This is a genomic window from Streptomyces sp. NPDC026500, from assembly GCF_055567635.1.
In genome coordinates, this window is the sequence record NZ_JBVHQB010000011.1 from 187,271 (window position 1) to 205,497 (window position 18,227).

Consider the following 18,227-nt stretch of genomic DNA (forward strand, 5'->3'; position numbering starts at 1 on the left):
GCTGTCTTCGCCCCCTCCGCCCCTGCCCGTCCCGACCCCGGGGGCTGCCGCACCCGGACCCTCGCTTCGGCCACTACCCAGCGCCGGACGGGAGAGTTCAGCCCCTCCGGCGATTGAGGAGCGGGGTCCGGGGCGGAGCCCCAGGACGGGACGGGCAGGGGCGGAGGGGGCGAACTTCCCTCGGTACCCCGGGGGCGCCGCTCAACGGTCCGGTGCGGCCTGCCAGCCGCGCCAGCGGTGGACGGTGATCACGGTCACCGGACCGTCCGGTGGCCGGTTCCGGTACTGGGGGTACTTGTCCCGCAGCGCGTGGATCGCGGCGGCGTAGGCGTGCGGGATTTCACCGGGCTCCCCGTTACCGGGCTTCCGTTCACCCGGCGGGTCACCGGGCTCCCGCCCGCCGGGGGGTGGCACGACGCGCGCGTAGCCGTCCGCCCGCACCCACCACAGCCGTTCCCAGTCCTCGTCGTAGGCGTCCACCAGCAGACAGACGGCCGGGTGGGTGGCGATGTTGCGCAGCCGCCGCAGCAAGGGCGACCGCTTGGGCTTGTGGTCGACGGCGGAGACGAGTTCGTCGCCGCAGCGCGCGAACACGAGCGGCACCAGATGCGGCCGGCCCTCGGTGTCCACGGTCGCGAGAGTCGCCACCCGCGCCGCCAGGAAGTGGCGGCGCGCCTGGTCCTCGTCCATGTCGGGCACGAGCGGCTCCGGTTCTCCGCGGGCCGTGCCGCCGTCCGCGATGGACGGACGGACGCGGCGGCGCCGACCTCCGCGTTGCCTCGTCCCGTCGGCACCTGCTGCCAGTGTGGCGCGGTATCCCGGAGCGGCGCGGTCAGGGCACCGCCGGCCGGGTCACTCCTCGTCGCCGGGAACGTCCTGCGGTTCGGCGTCCGGGCCCTGTGAGCGGACCCGCTGCACATGCTCCAGGGAGTCCCGCAGTTCGCCGAGCCAGTCGTCGGTGTGCCGCTGTACGAGACGGACGCACCAGGCCAGCGCGTCACTGCGGCTGCGGGCGACCCCGGCCGCGATGAGCGTGTCGAGGACCTCGCGTTCGGGCTGGCGCAGCCGGGTCATCACCGGCGCGGCGACATGCGTGAACAGGGCACGCTCGGTGCCGCACTCCACACCCCAGGAGACCTTCTTGCGGAAGCGGTGCTCCGCCTCGCGGGCCACCTCGACGCGGTCGTCCCGGGTGCGCTCGCGGAACTCCTGGATACGGGCCTGGAGCGCCGCCTCCTTCTCGGCGTCCGAGGCGCCTTCGGCGAGCTTCGGCTCGGGGATGCGGCCGACGACGGTGATCTCCTCACGGTCGACCGTCACCTCCGCCAGGCTCTCGAAGAGATCGTCGGGCAGGCGGCCTGCGAACCAGCCGCGCAGCTTCTCGCGTTGCTCCGTTGTAATCATGTAATGACGATTACTCCATTGCGAACAAGATGCAAGAGCTCCGGGAAGAAGTCCGCCGTAAGCGGAAGTCGAGGCGGCATGCCGGGTGAAGCGGAATGTTTCAGGCCTATTGCTGAGGCATGTCAATCCGGCCAGGTGGCCGTCGGCGGCGATCAACAACCGCTCAGTTCCGGGCCCCAGACGTTCGAATTCTGTAACTTCGCGCCACTGATTCAATACTCAAAGTTACCGAAACGCGTGGGGTCGATGTGTGTTTCCTGTGCGGACTCGGCAGACTCGCGCTCGCCGAACCGGCACTCGACCGAGCCGGTATCGCATTCGATCGAGCGGAAGGATGCACACAATGCCGAACACCGCGCGTTGGGCAGCGACTCTCACCCTGACGGCCACCGCCGTCTGCGGCCCCCTCATGGGGTCCGCCCACGCAGCCCCCGCCCTCGGCCCGTCCGGGCTCTACGCCCCCTCCGCCCTGGTGCTCACCACGGGCCACGGCCAGAGCGCGGCCGTCACCACTCCAGAACGCGCCGTCACCCTCAACTGCGCCCCGACGGCCTCCGGGACCCACCCGGCCGCGGTCGACGCCTGTGCCGAACTCCGGGCGGTCAAGGGCGATTTCGACGAACTGACACCCAGAAACGACGTCTTCTGTACGAGGCAGTACGACCCTGTGGTCGTCACGGCGGTCGGCGTCTGGCAGGGCAAGCGCGTCTCGTACGAGCACACCTTCGCCAACGAGTGCGTGAAGAACTCCTACGGGATGACCGTCTTCGCGTTCTGAGAGACCGGGATCGCGTGGCCGTCGTGGACATGGACCGGGATCCGTAGCTGGGGAGTGCGGGCCCCGTCGCGAGGCGCCATGTGATTTCGCACCGAGGGTCGGTCAGACGGAGTGGGGCCGTCGGCCGGCCCTCGGCATTTCTGCGTGCACGACCGGAACGACCGTGGCACGGCATCACACCCCGAGGTGTGATGCCGTGCCACGACCCGCTTTCCCGGAGGGCCGCGCGTTCCGCGACCCGGCTCTCCCGGAGGGCCCCGCGTTCCGCGAGGCGTCTCTCCCAGGAGCCCCGCGTTCCGCGACCGGTCCGTCCGCCCCGACCGGTGCGATCCGTGCGCCGCACGGCCCACGCGCGTCACCGTTGCGAGTCACTCGGGATGCCGACGCGGCCGAGGCGGCGTAGCGGTGGAGCATGGGTGTACTCCTCGAATGGGACCAGCGGCTGTTCACACGGGTGGCCGCGGTGCGGGTGCCCGGAGCCGATCCGGCGCTGCGGCGGCTCAGCCATGCGGCCAACCACGGACGCCTGTGGCTGGGCACGGCGGCGGGGATCAGCCTGGTCGGCGGGCCCGCCGGGCGCCGGGCGGCGCTCCGCGGCCTGGGCTCACTGGCGCTGGCCTCGCTCACCGTCAACACGCTGGTGAAGTGGAGCGCCCGGCGCCCCCGCCCGCTGCTGGAAGGCGTCCCCGCGATCAGGCAGCTGACCCGTCAGCCGCACACCACGTCCTTCCCGTCCGGGCATTCCGCCTCCGCCGCGGCCTTCGCCACCGGGGTCGCCATGGAGTCCACGCGCTACGGCGCCCTGGTCGCGCCCGTGGCCGCCGCCGTCGCCTTCTCGCGTGTCTACGTAGGGGTCCACTACCCGGGAGACGTGCTCGCCGGCGTGGCCATCGGCGCGGGCGCGGCCGCCCTCACCTGCCGCTGGTGGCCGCCGCGCCCCGTCGTACCGGCGCGGGAACGGCCCGCAGCGCGGGCGCCCGCGCTGCCGCTCGGCAAGGGGCTGGTCGTCTTCGTCAACGACCGGGCCGGTGTCGGGGCCGGGGCCGGGGTCGGCGCCGGCGCGCCCGCCGCACCGATGTCGCCCGCCGGGCGGCTGCGCGCCCTGCTGCCCGAGGCCGAGCTGATCGAGCGAGGTCCTGGCGACGACTTCGCGGAGCTGCTCGCCGCGGCGGCCGACCGGGCCGCGGAGATCGGTGGCGCGCTCGGCGTCTGCGGCGGCGACGGCAGTGCCAACGCCGCTGCCCGCGCGGCGGCCGAACGGGGCCTGGCGCTGGCCGTGTTCCCCGGCGGCACGCTCAACCACTTCGCGCTGGACGTGGGTGCCCGGGACTTCGAGGACACCTCCGTCGCGGTCGCCGGGGGCGAGGCGGTGTCGGTGGACATCGGTGTGGCCCGCTCGGCGACGGGTCAGGACATGCCGTTCCTCAACACGTTCAGCATCGGGCCGTACCCCGCACTCGTGCGTCTGCGGGAGGACTTGGAGACGCGCTTGGGCAGCGGGCCGGCGGCGGCCGTCGCGCTGGTCCGGGTGCTGAGCACCGCGCGTCCCGTCGAGCTGAACGTCAACGGCCGGCCCCGCCGCGTGTGGCTGCTCCTCGCGGGCAACGGCCGGTACGTCCCCGAAGGCCTCGCCCCCGCCTTCCGGCCGCGACTGGACGACGGGCTGCTCGATGTACGCCTGGTCGACGCCGACCACCGCCTCGCCCGTACTCGCCTCGTCGCGTCCTCGGTCCTCGGGACCCTGGGGCGCTCACGGGTCTACGGCGCCGAGCGGGTTCCCTGGGTGGAGCTGGACGGGGTCCTGGGCGCGGACACCCTCGCGTACGACGGCGAGGTCCACCCCGGCGCGGCCGGGTTGCGGCTGGAGAAGGAGCATCGCGCCCTGGTCGTGTACCGGCCCGCCCGGCCGCGCAGCGAACAGGTCCTGGAGGCGCGCCGGGTCGCCGCGACGGCCCGCTACCGGCGACGGGTGAGGGGCCGCCGTCTCCCTGCGGACGGCGGCCCCTCGACCTGATGGGTGACCGGGTCAGGACCCGGTCACATGTGCACGACCGGTGCGGCGTCCGGTACCTGGACCGGGTTGCCGCGGCGGTAGAGCACGAGCGCGATGAGCGCTCCGGCGGCGAAGAATCCGGCCGACCACCAGAAGGCGGTGGTGTAGCTCTCGATCGTCGCCCGGGCCTGGACCAGTTTGTCCGTCGCGTCCTTGCCCGCGAGGTAGCTGGTCGAGGCGCTCGCGGCGAGCGTGCTCAGCAGGGCCGTACCGATCGAACCGCCCACCTGCTGCATGGTGTTGACGGTCGCGGAGGCGACGCCCGCGTCCTCGGGGGCGATCCCGCCGGTGGCCAGTGACATGGCGGGCGGCATCACCATGCCGAGGCCGGCGCCGATCAGCAGCAGCGGCGGCAGGACGTCGGTCGAGAAGGACGAGCCGATGCCGATGCCGGTCAGCCAGGCCATGCCGAGCGCGGCGACCGCGAAGCCCGCGGGGATGACCGCCTTCGGCCCGATCCGGGGCACCAGGACCGTGGTGGAGACCTGGGCCATGACCATCAGGGCCGCCATCATCGGCAGGAACGCCACACCCGTCTTGGTGGGGCTGAAGCCGAGGTTCAGCTGAAGGTAGTAGGTGAGGAAGAGGAAGACGCCGAACATGCCCGCGCCGGTGATGAGCACCGCGAGGAACGAGGCGGCCCGGTTGCGGTCGAGCAGGACGCGCATCGGCAGCAGCGGGTGCTTCGCCCGCGTCTGCCACCAGGTGAACGCGCTCAGCAGGATTCCGCCCGCGACGAGGAAGCCCCAGGTGGCCGGTGAACTCCAGTCGTGCGTCTCGGCGTTGGAGAAGCCGTAGACCACGGCGAAGAGGCCGGTGGAGACCAGCAGGGTGCCCGGCAGGTCGAGCTTGGAGTTCGCCGCGTCACGATGACCGTTCAGCAGGACCCAGCCGCCGGCGAAGGCGACGACCGCGAAGACGAGGTTGACGAACAGCGTCCAGCGCCAGTCGAGCGCGTCGGTCAGCACGCCGCCGAGCAGCAGGCCCACCGCGCCACCGGCACCGGCGATCGCGCCGTAGACGCTGAAGGCCTTGGCGCGTTCCTTGGCGTCGGTGAACGTCGTGTTCAGCAGGGAGAGGGCGGCCGGCGCGAGGAGGGCGCCGAACACACCTTGCAGGGCGCGGGCGGTGACCAGCATCCCGAAGCCGGTCGAGGCACCGCCCAGGACGGACGCGCCGGCGAATCCGGCGACCCCGACCAGGAAGGCGGGCTTGCGTCCGAAGAGGTCCGCGATACGGCCGCCGAGCAGCAGCAGGGAGGCGAAGGCCAGGGAGTAGGCGGTGACGATCCACTGCCGGTTGCCGTCGGAGAAGCCGAGGTCCGCCTGGGCGGAGGGCAGGGCGATGTTCACGATGGTGGCGTCGAGGACCACCATCAGCTGGGCGATGCCGATGATCGAGAGGATCCACCATCGCCGCTTCGACGCGAGTGCGGACGTCGTGTCCGCGGCACCCGCGTGGGTGACTTTGGTCAGGCTCTGGGACATGGGAGAAGCACTCCAGGGAAGTCGCTCATTGCGTGTACGTAAACGAAACGGTTTCGTACACATCGACGTTTCGACCTTAAGCCCCGTCGAGCGAAACGGCAACGTTTCGCTAGGGGGTCGGGTGTGACCCCCGTCCCATCTATTCCTTGACGGTCATATAACCGTTGAGGCATATTGAAGCCATGTCCGACGACGCCTCTCTCTGGGCCGCCCTCGCCGACCCCCACCGGCGGGCGATCGTCGCGCTCCTCCTGGAGCGCCCCCGGGCCGTCGGTGAGATCGTCGAGGCGTGCGGGCTCAGCCAGCCGGGCACCTCGAAGCATCTGCGGGTGCTGCGCGACGCGGGGCTCGTCCGGGTACGTCAGGACGCGCAACGCCGGGTCTACGCCCTCGACCCGGCCCCGATCGCCGCACTCGACGCCTGGCTCACCCCGTACCGCACGCTGTGGAACCAGAGCCTGGACGCCCTCGGCCACCGCCTGGACGCCGCGGCGGGCGAGCCGTCGGACCACCCCGAAGAGCCGTTCCCGCACGATCGAAGGCGGCCGAACGGCGAAGCACCCCCAGGGGACGCACCTTCATCGGAAGCACCCTCACCGAAGGACTGAGCCATGTCCGCCGAAGCCACATCCCGCACCGGGACGTACCTCACCCTGGACGACGGCCGCCCCGCCGTCCGCTTCAGCCGCACCTACGACCACCCCGTCGACCGCGTCTGGCGGTTCGTGACCGAGCCCGACGAACTGGCCGCGTGGTTCCCCTCCCGCGCCGAGATGGAGCTGCGCCCCGGCGGCACGATCACGTTCAGCGGCGATCCGAACATGCCGGAGTCGACGGGCCGCGTCCTCGCCGTCGACCCGCCCCGCCATCTCTCCTTCGAATGGGGCGGCGACGAGCTGCGCTTCGACCTCGAAGCCGTCGACGGCGGGCACACCCGCTTCACGCTCACCAACGTGCTCGCCGAGCGGAACACGGCCGCCCGCAACGGCGCCGGCTGGGAGGTGTGCCTCACCGCCCTCGACGCGACGGCCCGCGGCGAACGGTCCGACGGCCCGCACGCCGGGGGAAGGACGGCCTGGAAGGAGATCTACGAGGCCTACGTCGAGGCCGGTGTCCCCTCCGGCGCGCCGGTCCCGGGGACGGACTGACCGCTCAGGCCAGCTGCCGCCGCACCAGCTCGTGCAGCCGCCCGCCCGTGTCCGCCAACAGCTGTGCGGGCGGGCCCTGCTGAGCCACCCGGCCGTTCTCCATCACGATGACACGGTCCGCGTCCAGCACCGTCGACAGCCGGTGCGCGATCACCACCCGGGTCGCGTTCAGAGCCTTGGTGCTCTCGATCACCGTGCGCTGCGTCGCGTTGTCGAGCGCGCTGGTCGCCTCGTCGAAGAAGAGGATGCGTGGCCGTCGTATCAACGCCTGGGCGATCATCAGACGCTGGCGCTGGCCGCCCGAGATCGCGCCGCTGCCCGACACGAGGGTGTGCAGGCCCATGGGCATCCGCCTGATGTCCTCGGCCAGTCCCGCCATCTCGGCCGCCTCCATCGCCTCCTCCGGCGTGTACGGCTCGGTGCCGCAGATGCAGTCGAGGACCGACCCGGTGAACGGCTGCGCGTGCTGGAGCACCACTCCGCACTGACGGCGTACGGCGGACTGGTCGAGGGCCCCCAGATCCTGGCCGTCGTACAGCACACTGCCCGACACCGGTCTGTCGAAGCCGATCAGCAGCCGCAGCAGGGTGGACTTGCCGCAGCCGCTCGGGCCGACGATCGCCACGAACTCTCCGGGCCGGATCGCGAACGACACGTCGTCGAGGACGAGCGGACCGTCGTCGGCGTACCGGAACGACAGCCGCCGCGCCTCGATCCCGCCGGACAGGACACCGGGACGGGTGCTCGCCCCGCGCACCTCGGGTGTCGCGTCGAGCACCGGCCTGATCTCCTCGAACATCGGCAGCGCGGCCGCCGCCGACACGAACGCGCCGGTGATCTGGGTGACCGAGGTCAGCAGCATCGTCATCGACGTGTTGAAGGTGAGGAAGCCGGCGGCCGACAGCGAGCCGTGCGCCGGGCCCGCCAGCAGCATGAACATCAGCAGGGAGCACAGCGGCAGATACACCGCGCCCATCACCGTCGTCAGGTTCTTGACGCGGCCGACCTGCTGCTGGAGCTCACGACTGCGGGCGAACTCGCCCGCCCAGGCCGCGTACGCGTAGTTCTCGGCCGCCGCGACCCGCAGCTTGGGCAGACCGCGCAGGGTCTGGAAGGCCTGGTTGTTGAGCTTGTTGCCGAGCACCACCAGACGGCGCTGTCCGCGCACCTGCCACAGACCGAGACCGAGGAACACGGCGGCGATCACCACGAGCATGCCGATCGCGGCCAGCGCCATCGGCACGCTGTACCAGAGCAGCAGACCCAGGTTCATCGCGCCGACCGTGGCCGCCTGCGCGAGCGTCGGGCCGACCCCCGCGAGCAGCCTGCGGATCGCGCTGATGCCCATCGCGGCACTGGCCAGCTCACCGGTCGAGCGGGCGGCGAAGAACGCCGTCGGCAGCCGCAACAGCCGGTCCCAGACGGCCGGTTGGAGACTCGCCTCGATCCGGCCCTCCATCCGCAGCAGCGTGAGGTTCTGCAACAGCATGAACGCCGCCGACACGACGCTGGTGACCATGAGCGCGAGACAGACCTGCACGATCAGGCCGTGCTCGGCCTTCGGAACGTACTCGCCGAGCACCCTGCCGGTCGCGATCGGCACCAGCGCGCCGATCGCGACGGTCACCAGCCCGCTGACCGCGAGGTTCCGCAGATCTCCGCCGGTGCCCGCGAGACAGAAGCGCAGCAGCCGCAGCGGAGTCGACTTCCGTTCGGGCAGCGGGCGGTAGAACATCACGGCCCGCGGCTCGAACTCCGCCGCGTTGGCCTTCTCGACCGGAGTCTCCCGCCCGGAGGACGGCTGCACGGCCACATATCCGCCGCGCCGCCACAGCAGCGCGACCGGCGCACCGGACACCGCCCGGTGGCCGACCAGCGGGCCGATGTCGTCGCGCCACCAGCGCCCGTCGAGACGCACCGCACGGGCACGGACCCGCGAAGCCAGCGCGATCCGCTCGACCGGGTCGAGCCGGTCGCTCTCCGTGCCGCTGCCCGCCCGCTCGGCGAGGGTGATCCCGGCCGCGCGGGCGACCAGTTCGCAGGCCGCGTACGTGGCGTCCGTCTCGGCCGCGGTCGGGCGCTTCGCCGACGGTCTGCCGATCGAGGCGAGCAGCGTGCGGTCGGCCTGGGCGCGGACGGCCTCACCGGCCTTGATACCCGCCGCCGTCCGGTCCTCGTGACCGGCCTCCAGCTCTTCGATCCAGCGGTCGAGCGTGGACAGCAACCGGTACTGCTGGTCGACCATGCCCTGCCAGACCCCGGAGTCCATCAGCAGATCGGCCGCCGCCTCGGCCCCGTAGAGGGAGCCGTACTGCACACTTCCCGGCGGGACCTGCATCCAGAAGACATCGTCGTCGGTGGGCGCCGCCGCGTGCTCCGTGGCCGTCGGGGCCTGGATGAGGATGGACAGACTGCGTCCGACGCCGAGGGAGAGCGCGTACTCCAGCGGGCTCTCCGTCGGCGGCACGTACTGCGGGTTGCCGTAGGCGTCGTACGACCAGGTCGTCGTGTCGGCCTGCTGATACAGCTCCCGCAATCCGATCCTGCGCACCTCGCAGTCGCGCAACGGCCTGCCGACCAGCGTGTGCTGAGGACCCGTCACCGGACCGAGCAGCAAAGAGCCCGCTTCGAGCCGGCCGAGGTGATGCCAGTGCCCCTGCTGCGCGGCGTCGACCGCGAACAGGTCCATCGCGCCAGCGGCCACCAGCCACAGGACCTGCGGGCCCTCCAGATCGAGACGGCTCAGCCCCACGCACCCGACCGGCACACCCATACCGCCGAGCGCGCCGAGCACGACGTCCTGCTCGTGGACACCCTCGTGAACCGTGGTCATCTCAACGCTCCCTGACCAGACCGGCGTACGGACCGCCGGCCGCCACCAGTGCCTCGTGCCGCCCGCGTTCCACGATCGTGCCGTGTTCGAGTACGACGATCTCGTCGCTGTCCCGCACGGTGCTGAGCCGGTGGGCGATCACCACGCAGGCGCAGCCGCGCCGGCGCAGGTTGTCCATGACGGTCTGCTCCGTCTCCGCGTCCAGGGCACTGGTCACCTCGTCCAGCACCAGGATGCTGGGCCTGCGCACCAACGCCCGCGCGATCTCCAGGCGTTGCCGCTGACCGCCGGAGAAGTTCCGCCCGTCCTGCTCGACCCGGCTGTGGATCCCGCCGGGACGGCGCGTGACGACGTCGTACAGTGCCGCGTCCTGAAGGGCGGCGACCACCGCGTCGTCCGGGATCGAGGGGTCCCACAACGCCACGTTGTCGCGGACCGTTCCCTCGAAGAGGAAGACGTCCTGGTCGACGAAGGACACGGAGGCCGCGAGCGCGCCGCGCGGGATGTCCTCCAGACGTCGGCCGTCGATGCGGATCGTGCCCTCCCACGGTGCGTACAGGCCCGAAATCAGCCGGGAGACCGTCGACTTGCCGCTGCCCGAGCCGCCGACCAGCGCGACCTGCTGCCCCGGGCCGACCGTCAGCGAGAACCCGGTGAGCAGCGGCCTGTCGAGCGGGCTGTAGCCGAACGTGATGTTCTCCAGCTCCACATGACCCTGCAGCCGCCGGGTCGAGTCGCCGGTGCCCGGGCGGGCGTAGAGCGGGTCGGCCCGGAAGTTCTCGACGTCCTTGAGGCGGGCCACGTCGGCGGCGAAGTCCTGGATACGGCCCGCGACGCCGTTGAGCCGGGTGATCGGCGCGGTGAAGCGGGTGACCAGTGCCTGGAAGGCGACCAGCAGACCCACGGAGACATGACCTTCGACCGCCCGCAGGCCGCCGATCCACAGGATCAGCGCGCTGTTGAGCGTCGCGAGCGTCGGAGCGACCACCCCGAGCCAGGCGCTCGGCACACCGAGCCGCTGTTGCTCCTCCAGTGTGGTGGCGTGCTGTCCGGCCCACTTGCGGAAGTAGCCGTCCTCGCCACCGGTGGCCTTCATCGTCTCGATCAACTGGAGCCCGGTATAGGCGGTGTTGGTCAGCCGGGCGGTGTCGGCGCGGAGCTTGGCGGTGCGGGTCGCGCGCAGCCGGATCACCACCCGCATCGCCACCACGTTGAGCAGCGCGACACCGATGCCGACGGCCGTCAGCTGCGGGTCGTACGTGTACAGCAGCACGGCGTACAGGACGACGACGACGGCGTCCACACCCGCGGCGGCGAGATCGCGGGCCAGCGTCTCGGCCACCGCGTCGTTCGACTGGAGCCGCTGCACCAGGTCGGCCGGGCTGCGCTGGGAGAAGAAGGTGACCGGCAGCCGCAGCAGATGGCGCAGGAAACGGGCGCTGGAGAGCGTCGAGGAGATGATGCGGCCGCGCAGCAGATTCGCCTGCTGCAACCAGGTCAGCACCACCGTCAGCAGCACCGAGGCGCCCATCGACGCGAACAGCACTCCGAGCAGCGAACTCTGACCGCCGATCAGATACTGGTCGATGAACGTCCGGCTGAGCGCGGGCACCGCCGCGCCGACCGCCACCAGGAGCAGGCTCGCCAGCACGGCGGCGGGCATCGTGCCCGAAGTGCCGCGCAGCCGGGCCGGCATGGCGCCCAGCACCCCCGGTTTCCGGCCGCCCCTGCGAAAGTCGGGGCCCGGCTCCATGACCAGGACGACTCCGGTGAAGCCGGTGTCGAAATCCTCCATCGGTACGAAACGACGGCCCTTGCCGGGGTCGTTGATGTGCACGCCCCGGCGCCCGAAGCGGCGCCCCATGCCGTCGTACACGACATAGTGGTTGAACTCCCAGAACAGGATCGCGGGCCCCCGCACCTCGGCGAGCGCGGCCGTGTCCATCTGCATGCCCTTGGCGGTCAGGCCGTAACTGCGCGCCGCCTTCAGCAGGTTGCTCGCCCGCGAACCGTCCCGCGAGACACCGCACGCGATGCGCAGCTCTTCGAGCGGGATGTGCCGGCCGTAGTGGCCGAGCACCATGGCGAGCGACGCCGCACCGCACTCCACGGCCTCCATCTGGAGAACGGTGGGGGTGCGGACGCTCTTGACCCGGCCCTTGGGAACGCTGCGCCGGGGCGGGGCGGCGCGCCGTCTGCTGCGGGTGTCCGGTGCGGTGGTCACGGCAGGAGCCAATCGACGGGGCGCTGACCGGCCAGCCGGATCGAAGCCGTGGCGAGGGTCATGGAGGTGAGTGCGTACGGCGGCCCGTCGGCGGACGACCACTTGAGGCCGCTCTCGGTGGCGGACGAACGGTCGAGCCGGACCAGGACGGCCACGGGCCTGCCCTTGTCGGTGAACTGCTGGCCCAGTTGACTGTCGCCGAGGTAGGCGGCGATCTGCTGCCCGGTCTGCGCCTGGCGGCCCACCGTCTTCACATGGCCGCGCAGTACTCCGTACCGCTGGGCCGGCACCGACTGGACGGTGAGGTCGACGGCGGCGTCGGCGGGAATCGTGGCGGCGCTTCCGGCGGAGACGTACACCGTCGCGTACAGCGGGTCGTCGGCGTGGGCGACCTTCTCCACGGCGGCCACGTTCGCGCCGGTCGAGATGATCGCGCCGATCGTGGCGGCGAGCGCGGTGACACGGCCCGCGGCGACCGTGCGGACGACGGCCGTCTCCCCTTGCGCCGTACGGACCTTCAGCACGGGGGCGTTCGCGGGGAGCCGTTCGCCCTCCTTCGCGAGGACCGCGGTGACCTGGCCGGCGACGGGGCTCTGCAGGATGTAGCTGCCCTCCGCGTGGGTGAGGACGGCGGGCGCGCCGACCGTGGAGGCGACGCTGCCGGTCACGGCCCAGACGGACGCGGCGGCCATGGCGACGACCGTCACGGACAGGACGAGCCAGCCCTGCGGGCGGGCGAAGCGCACCGGAAGGTCGAGCTCTTCGGGCGACCGCAGCTTGGCGAGGGCCTGTTGGCGGAACTGCACGGGACTTCCCTCACCTGTTCGAGAGGCCTATGGCACCCGAGAGTCCCGGAACCGGTGGGGCGGTTCCGGGACTCGGCGGCGTGAAACGCGATCAGAGACCGGCGACCAGGCCGGTGACCGGGGCGGTGTTCAGGCCGGTCACACCCTCGACGGTGCCGACGGCCGTGCCGACGATGCCGGAGACCGGGGCAACGCTGTCCACCAGGCCGGTGACGGTGCCGACGGCGTTCAGCGCGAGGCCGCCGGAGACGTTGTCGAGGTCGGCGTCGGAGATCTCGGCGGTCTCGACACGGGGGGTGGAGTTCATGATGGAACTTCCCTTCATATGGATATTCACAAGGGGGAGAGCGGCCCCCCTCTGGGGGACAGATGACGGCCGCCACCGCAGGGGTGCGGCTCCCGTTCCTGGGAGCGGTGCCGCGACCTCCGCGGTGCAACGGATCAAAGCACGGGCGCGGGGCGCGCTTCCAATCAACCAGGGCTCTCACCTGGGCACTTGTGCTCCGCGGGCGGTGAACCGTGCAGGTGTCCACACGCCTCTGCGGCCACTTCTTCACATGCTGCGCGGCATCGATCCACGCGAACCCTTGCCGCTCCCGTACCGAATGGGACAGTCCCGGTCCAATGGCACGCAGGGGGGCGCACGCCTGTGCAGATCTCTCGTACGCGGTGCCCTCCATGAGCATGGGCTGTGCAGATTCCCTGAACCCGGGATTCCGTTCTTGATCGCCGACGGAGCGTCGCCACTCGGTTGCGCACCGTGGCGACGGGTGGGTGGCATGGCGGGCGCCCGTCGGCCGGGTGGGCGGCGAACTCCGCCCGCCCGGGCAGGGAGAGGGCCGCCCGCCGTGCACAGGACTCGCCGCCCGGTGGGCGGGGCGCGGGCGGCCCGGGGGCGCGGCCGTCGTCGCTCAGCCGAGGATCGCGTACACCGTGCTCGCCCGCGCCGCGATCTCCGTCGACCCCTCGGCGGTCATCGTGATGTCCGCGAAGGCCATGCGGCGGCCCAGTTTGGTGAGGACCGCCTCGATCAGCACGTCGGCGTCCGTCACCGCCCGCTGGAAGCTCGTGGACTGCTGAACGGTCGTCATCGGGACGAAGGCGCCGCGGGCCGCGGAGACCGCGATCACCGTCGCCGTGTCGGCGGCCGCCATCAGGGCCTGGCCCGACAGGGAACCACCCTCCCGGGCCAGTCGCGCGGACCACGGCAGGCGCAGGACGGCGCGGTGGTCGTCCAGCTCCGCCACCGACAGACCGAGGTCGAGCACCCAGGGGGCGAAGTTGGCGGCGAGGATCTCGTCGGCTTCCGGGAGCGTCAATGTCATACGGCGCATTGCTTCGAATTCCCGGCCCCGTACGGAGGAAATCGCCCGATTGTCTCCGCAATCAATGCCTTTGGTGAGACCAACTCCCGCAATTTGCAATGGCAGTTGAACGCCCCGGGTGACGCACGCGTATCAACAGGCAACCAGGCGCCCCCCAGTCAGCTGCCGGACGCGGCATCGACCCCGTCCCCAGGAGGTCAAGAGTTGAGTCACAAACGGATACCCAAGCGCAAGGCCGCCATCGCGGTGGGCAGCGTTGCGGCCCTCGGAGCAGCGGCTCTTCTGCTGCCCCACGCCAACGCGTCGCAGTCGCACGGGGACGACGCCGCTCCCAGAACGTTCAAGGCGACCGATGTCTCGGGTGTCGCCAACATGCTCGCCACCCAACTGGGCGACGCCTTCGCGGGGTCGTACTACGACGCGGCGAAGAAGCAGCTCGTCATCAATGTCGTCGGTAACAACAGCAACGTCGTCAATCAGATCGAGCAGGCCGGCGCCGTGGCGCACCAGGTGCAGAACAGCACCTCGGCGTTGCAGGCCGCCGCCAAGACGCTGAAGGCCGACGCGACGATCCCCGGCACGGCATGGGCCGTCGACCCGAAGACCAACGAGATCCAGGTGACCGCGGACTCCACCGTCACGGGCACCAAGTGGAACACCGTGGAGTCGACGGTCAAGAACCTCGGTTCGGGCGTGGCGACCCTCAAGAAGTCCGCGGGAACCTTCAAGACCTTCGTCGACGGCGGCGACGCCATCTTCGGCGGCAATGTGCGCTGTTCGCTCGGCTTCAACGTCACCGCGGGCGACGGCACCCCCGCCTTCCTCACCGCGGGTCATTGCGGTGTAGCCGCCGCCAAGTGGTCGGACTCGCAGACCGGTGCGTCCATCGCCACCGTCGACCAGGCCACCTTCCCCGGCAATGGCGACTTCGCCCTCGTCAAGTACGACGACCCGGCCACGCAGACGAACAGCGCGGTCAACGTCGGCAACGGGCAGAGCGTCCAGATCAACCAGGCCGTCGACGCCGCCGTGGGCCAGCAGGTCTTCCGGATGGGCAGCACCACCGGTCTCCACAACGGCAACGTGACCGGCCTCGACGCCACCGTGAACTACCCGGAGGGCACGGTCACCGGTCTCATCCAGACCGATGTGTGCGCCGAGGCGGGCGACAGCGGTGGCTCCCTGTTCACCCAGGACGGCGGCGCGGTCGGCCTGACGTCGGGCGGCAGCGGCGACTGCACCGCCGGCGGCGAGACCTTCTTCCAGCCGGTCACCACCGCGCTGGCGGCGGTCGGCGCGACGCTGGGCGCGGGAGACGCGGGCGCCGGGGCCGGCTCCGCGGACCCGAGCGCGAGCGCCAGTGACGCGGCGGGCGGCGCAGCAGACCAGAGCGGCGCGGCGGACCCGAGCGCGAGCGCCAGTGACGCGGCGGGCGGCGCTGCAGACCAGAGCGGCGCGGCGGGCGACCAGTCCGGCGCGGCGGGCGACCAGTCCGGTGCCGGGATGAACGACGGCTCGAGCGTGGTGGCCACTCCCTGAAGCCGGTGACTCCGGCGATCAAGACCCACTGACCGGCCAACGGAACAGGGAATTCCGGTCGACAGTGGACAGGTCCGGCCCTCCGGCGGGAGGGTCGGACCGCTCCTTTTTTCACGAGCCGTGCCGGCTTTCACGAGCCGTGCCGGTTCTCGCGGGCCGGGTCAGCGTTTACGAGCCGGGTCAGCGTTTACGGGCGGGCCGTGTCAGCCGGCGTCCGTACCCGCAGCAGAAGCAGCGCGACATCGTCCGGCCGCTCCTGGCCGCCCACCTCGCCCCGCTGGAGCAGACTGTCGGCCAGCTCGTCCAGGGGCTGGTCCCCGGTCGCGGCGAGGCGTCGCGCGAGGTCGGCGAGTGCGTCCTCGATGTCGACGCCGGGGGACTCGATCAGGCCATCGGTGTAGAGGGCGAGCACGGACCCGGGGACGAGCGGCACCTCCGTCGTCGGATAGACGGCGTCGGCGTCGATCCCGAGCAGCGGCCCACCGGCCAGGTCGAGCACCTTGACCTTGCCGTCCGGCCGGCGCAGCAGCGGCGGCGGATGCCCCGCGCGCGCCATCACGGCCACCCCGCGTGCCGGGTCCAGACGCAGATACAGACAACTGGCGAACAGCTCGGCCCCGAGGTCGATGAGCAGCCGGTTGGTGCTCCCCATCACCTCCTCCGGCGCCTGGCCCACCGCCGTGTACGCGCGTACGGCGGTGCGGATCTGCCCCATGAGGCCGGCGGCCGTCACGTTGTGCCCCTGCACATCCCCGATCACGGCCGCCGCCCGGCCCTGCGAGGACACCAGGTCGTAGAAGTCCCCGCCGATGTCCATGCCCCGGGTGGCCGGCAGATAGCGCGCGGCCGCCTCGATCGAGGCCAGCGGCGGAAGCGAGCTCGGCAGCAGCGCGGCCTGCAGACCCTGCGCCAGCTGGAGTTTGGCGTCGTAGAGCAGAGCACGCTCCAGGGCCTGGGCGATCAGCCCGCCCAGACTGGTCAGCACCGCCCGCTCGTCGGTCGCGAAGTGGTGGGACTGCGCGTACCCGAGGACGCAGGTGCCCACCGGTCGCCCGGAGGCGATCAGGGGCAGATAGGCCCACGCGCCCATGCCGTCGGGTGTCGAGTACCGCGAGGGATACAGCCGTTCCAGCTGCTCGCGCGAGTCGAAGAACGCGGGCACACCGGTGTTCAGCGCCTGGGTGCCCGGGGTCTGCTCGCTCATCGGCAGCCCGTCGAAGCGTTCCACGGTGTGTGCGTCCGGATAGCCGCGATGCCCGAGCACGTGCAGGCGGCCGGCCCGGGTGCCGAGGACGACCAGGGCCTGACTGCCGACGGCGGGCGAGATCTCGTCCGCGATCAGCTGCACCACGTCCTGCACGCCCGCCGCCTCGGTCAGCGCGCTCGCCAGACTCAGCACGTGGGAGATCGTCACCAGGCGCGGGCTGCCGTCGCTCGGCTGCGGCCCCGCCCGTGTCATCTCGGACACCGGCCGGGCCCGCGAGATACGGACGCTCAACCCGGTCGTACCCGGATACAGGCGGAACGACAGCCACTCGCCCGGGGGGCGGAGTGCGACGAACGAGGTCACGTGCTGGCTGATCAGGGCCGCCCGGTACTGGTCCTCGTAGACCGGGTCGTTCAGCCAGGGCACGGCCGCCCACAGTTGGGTGCCCAGGAGCTGGCTGACGGGCACGTCGAGCAGCTCGGCCGTCGCCGCGTTGGCGAAACCGACCCGTCCGTGCAGATCCAGCGAGCACAGCCCGTACGGCAGTCGCGCCACCATCCGCGTCGCCTCCACCGTGCCGAGCGTGCCGGCCGGCGCCGCCGCGCCCGGCCGCAGGAGGTCGGGCTCGGGGTGCGGCGGGCGGTTCTCCACGGCGGCCCGCTCCAGGCGCAGCGCGAGCCGGTCACAGGCCGCGGTGAGGTGTTCCCGCTCCCGGTCGGAGAGGTCCGATGGATGGGAGCCGGGCCAGGTCACGTAGACGGCGCCGTACACGGTGGTCGCCGTCGCCACCGGAAGCGCCGCGAGGGCGAAGGGGTACGGGAGCACCACCGCGATCCGGGGATACCTGCGAGCCATCTGGTGCTCGCCCCCCACCCAGATCAGCCGCCGCTCCCGTACCGCGTCGGCGACCGGGATCGGAGCGCTGAGCCCCACGCGTTCCCAAGGCGCCGCGAAGGCCCGCGGCAGCCCGGCGGAGACCGCCATCTCCAGCACCGGCTCGTGGGAGGCCAGCAGGTACACGGCTCCCGAGTGGGCGTGCACATCGTCCAGCATCGCGGCCAGCGTCAGCGACAGCAGCGGCCGCCCCACCGGGGTCGGTCGGCCGGCCGGCGCCTGTGCGGCCTCCTGCCCGTCGGACACGCCGACCACCTCCTCGCGGGGCCGTCGACGGCCTCCGCACTTCCAGGGATCAAGGCTCCCCCCTGAAGGCCCATCGCGCACGGCGAGCGGAGTCGGCGGACCCGCAGGGCACCGCCCGGTGGGCTCAGGGCCACGCTCACCGGGCGGAGGGACGGAGCGGCGCGCCGGCCCTCGCGCGCGCCCCCGAGCCACCTTTTGGCCGATTCTTCGCGACGGCGCGCGGTCGCAAGCGCCGAACAATGGGCACGCGCACAGGGCGAGTACGCCGTCGCGAGGTCACCCG

General features: G+C 71.7%; 14 protein-coding genes. 5 read left to right on the plus strand and 9 right to left on the minus strand.

The annotated features are described in order from the left end of the window. Nucleotides 1–201: 201 nt before the first annotated feature. Both ACZ4N5_RS21615 and ACZ4N5_RS21620 read right to left on the minus strand, forming a co-directional pair. Entirely contained in the window at nucleotides 202–690 is a 489-nt protein-coding gene (locus ACZ4N5_RS21615; protein WP_467758759.1) for a TIGR03668 family PPOX class F420-dependent oxidoreductase, read from the minus strand. 162 nt (nucleotides 691–852) lie between these two features. Then, a complete protein-coding gene (locus ACZ4N5_RS21620) occupies nucleotides 853–1,404 on the minus strand; it encodes a hypothetical protein (protein WP_467758680.1) in 552 nt (183 codons plus the stop codon). 343 nt (nucleotides 1,405–1,747) lie between these two features. On the opposite strand from ACZ4N5_RS21620, the gene ACZ4N5_RS21625 reads away from it, so the two are divergent. Next, nucleotides 1,748–2,182, plus strand: coding sequence for a protease inhibitor (locus ACZ4N5_RS21625; RefSeq protein ID WP_467758681.1), 435 nt, complete (start codon nucleotides 1,748–1,750; stop codon nucleotides 2,180–2,182). A 412-nt stretch (nucleotides 2,183–2,594) separates the two neighbouring features. Further along, on the plus strand, nucleotides 2,595–4,196 hold the full coding sequence (locus tag ACZ4N5_RS21630) for a phosphatase PAP2 family protein (RefSeq protein ID WP_467758682.1): 1,602 nt from the start codon (nucleotides 2,595–2,597) through the stop codon (nucleotides 4,194–4,196). A gap of 23 nt (nucleotides 4,197–4,219) precedes the next feature. Here the strand turns inward: ACZ4N5_RS21630 and ACZ4N5_RS21635 are convergent, their stop codons facing one another. Further along, on the minus strand, nucleotides 4,220–5,722 hold the full coding sequence (locus ACZ4N5_RS21635) for an MFS transporter (protein WP_467758683.1): 1,503 nt from the start codon (nucleotides 5,720–5,722) through the stop codon (nucleotides 4,220–4,222). 182 nt (nucleotides 5,723–5,904) lie between these two features. Between ACZ4N5_RS21635 and ACZ4N5_RS21640 the strand changes: the two genes are divergently transcribed. Continuing rightward, nucleotides 5,905–6,330, plus strand: a complete 426-nt coding sequence (locus tag ACZ4N5_RS21640; protein WP_467758684.1) for an ArsR/SmtB family transcription factor — start codon at nucleotides 5,905–5,907, stop codon at nucleotides 6,328–6,330. Between the two features lie 3 nt (nucleotides 6,331–6,333). Further along, on the plus strand, nucleotides 6,334–6,870 hold the full coding sequence (locus ACZ4N5_RS21645) for an SRPBCC family protein (protein ID WP_467758685.1): 537 nt from the start codon (nucleotides 6,334–6,336) through the stop codon (nucleotides 6,868–6,870). Between the two features lie 4 nt (nucleotides 6,871–6,874). On the opposite strand, the gene ACZ4N5_RS21650 is transcribed toward ACZ4N5_RS21645, so the two are convergent. The 5 genes from ACZ4N5_RS21650 to ACZ4N5_RS21670 form a co-directional block, all read right to left on the minus strand. Beyond that, nucleotides 6,875–9,703: an NHLP bacteriocin export ABC transporter permease/ATPase subunit gene (locus tag ACZ4N5_RS21650; RefSeq protein WP_467758686.1), complete on the minus strand. Its 2,829-nt coding sequence runs from the start codon at nucleotides 9,701–9,703 to the stop codon at nucleotides 6,875–6,877. Between the two features lies 1 nt (nucleotide 9,704). Further along, nucleotides 9,705–11,927: an NHLP family bacteriocin export ABC transporter peptidase/permease/ATPase subunit gene (locus ACZ4N5_RS21655; protein WP_467758687.1), complete on the minus strand. Its 2,223-nt coding sequence runs from the start codon at nucleotides 11,925–11,927 to the stop codon at nucleotides 9,705–9,707. Next, nucleotides 11,924–12,733: a hypothetical protein gene (locus ACZ4N5_RS21660; RefSeq protein ID WP_467758688.1), complete on the minus strand. Its 810-nt coding sequence runs from the start codon at nucleotides 12,731–12,733 to the stop codon at nucleotides 11,924–11,926. The genes ACZ4N5_RS21655 and ACZ4N5_RS21660 overlap by 4 nt, the downstream gene beginning before the upstream one ends. Before the next feature lie 91 nt (nucleotides 12,734–12,824). Further along, complete coding sequence (locus tag ACZ4N5_RS21665) at nucleotides 12,825–13,040, minus strand: type A2 lantipeptide (protein ID WP_328551944.1); 216 nt, start codon at nucleotides 13,038–13,040, stop codon at nucleotides 12,825–12,827. Between the two features lie 604 nt (nucleotides 13,041–13,644). After that, a complete protein-coding gene (locus ACZ4N5_RS21670) occupies nucleotides 13,645–14,058 on the minus strand; it encodes a PaaI family thioesterase (protein WP_467758689.1) in 414 nt (137 codons plus the stop codon). A 204-nt stretch (nucleotides 14,059–14,262) separates the two neighbouring features. Between ACZ4N5_RS21670 and ACZ4N5_RS21675 the strand changes: the two genes are divergently transcribed. Continuing rightward, on the plus strand, nucleotides 14,263–15,597 hold the full coding sequence (locus ACZ4N5_RS21675) for a S1 family peptidase (RefSeq protein ID WP_467758690.1): 1,335 nt from the start codon (nucleotides 14,263–14,265) through the stop codon (nucleotides 15,595–15,597). A gap of 187 nt (nucleotides 15,598–15,784) precedes the next feature. On the opposite strand, the gene ACZ4N5_RS21680 is transcribed toward ACZ4N5_RS21675, so the two are convergent. Next, entirely contained in the window at nucleotides 15,785–17,953 is a 2,169-nt protein-coding gene (locus ACZ4N5_RS21680; RefSeq protein WP_467758691.1) for a SpoIIE family protein phosphatase, read from the minus strand. Nucleotides 17,954–18,227: the final 274 nt, after the last annotated feature.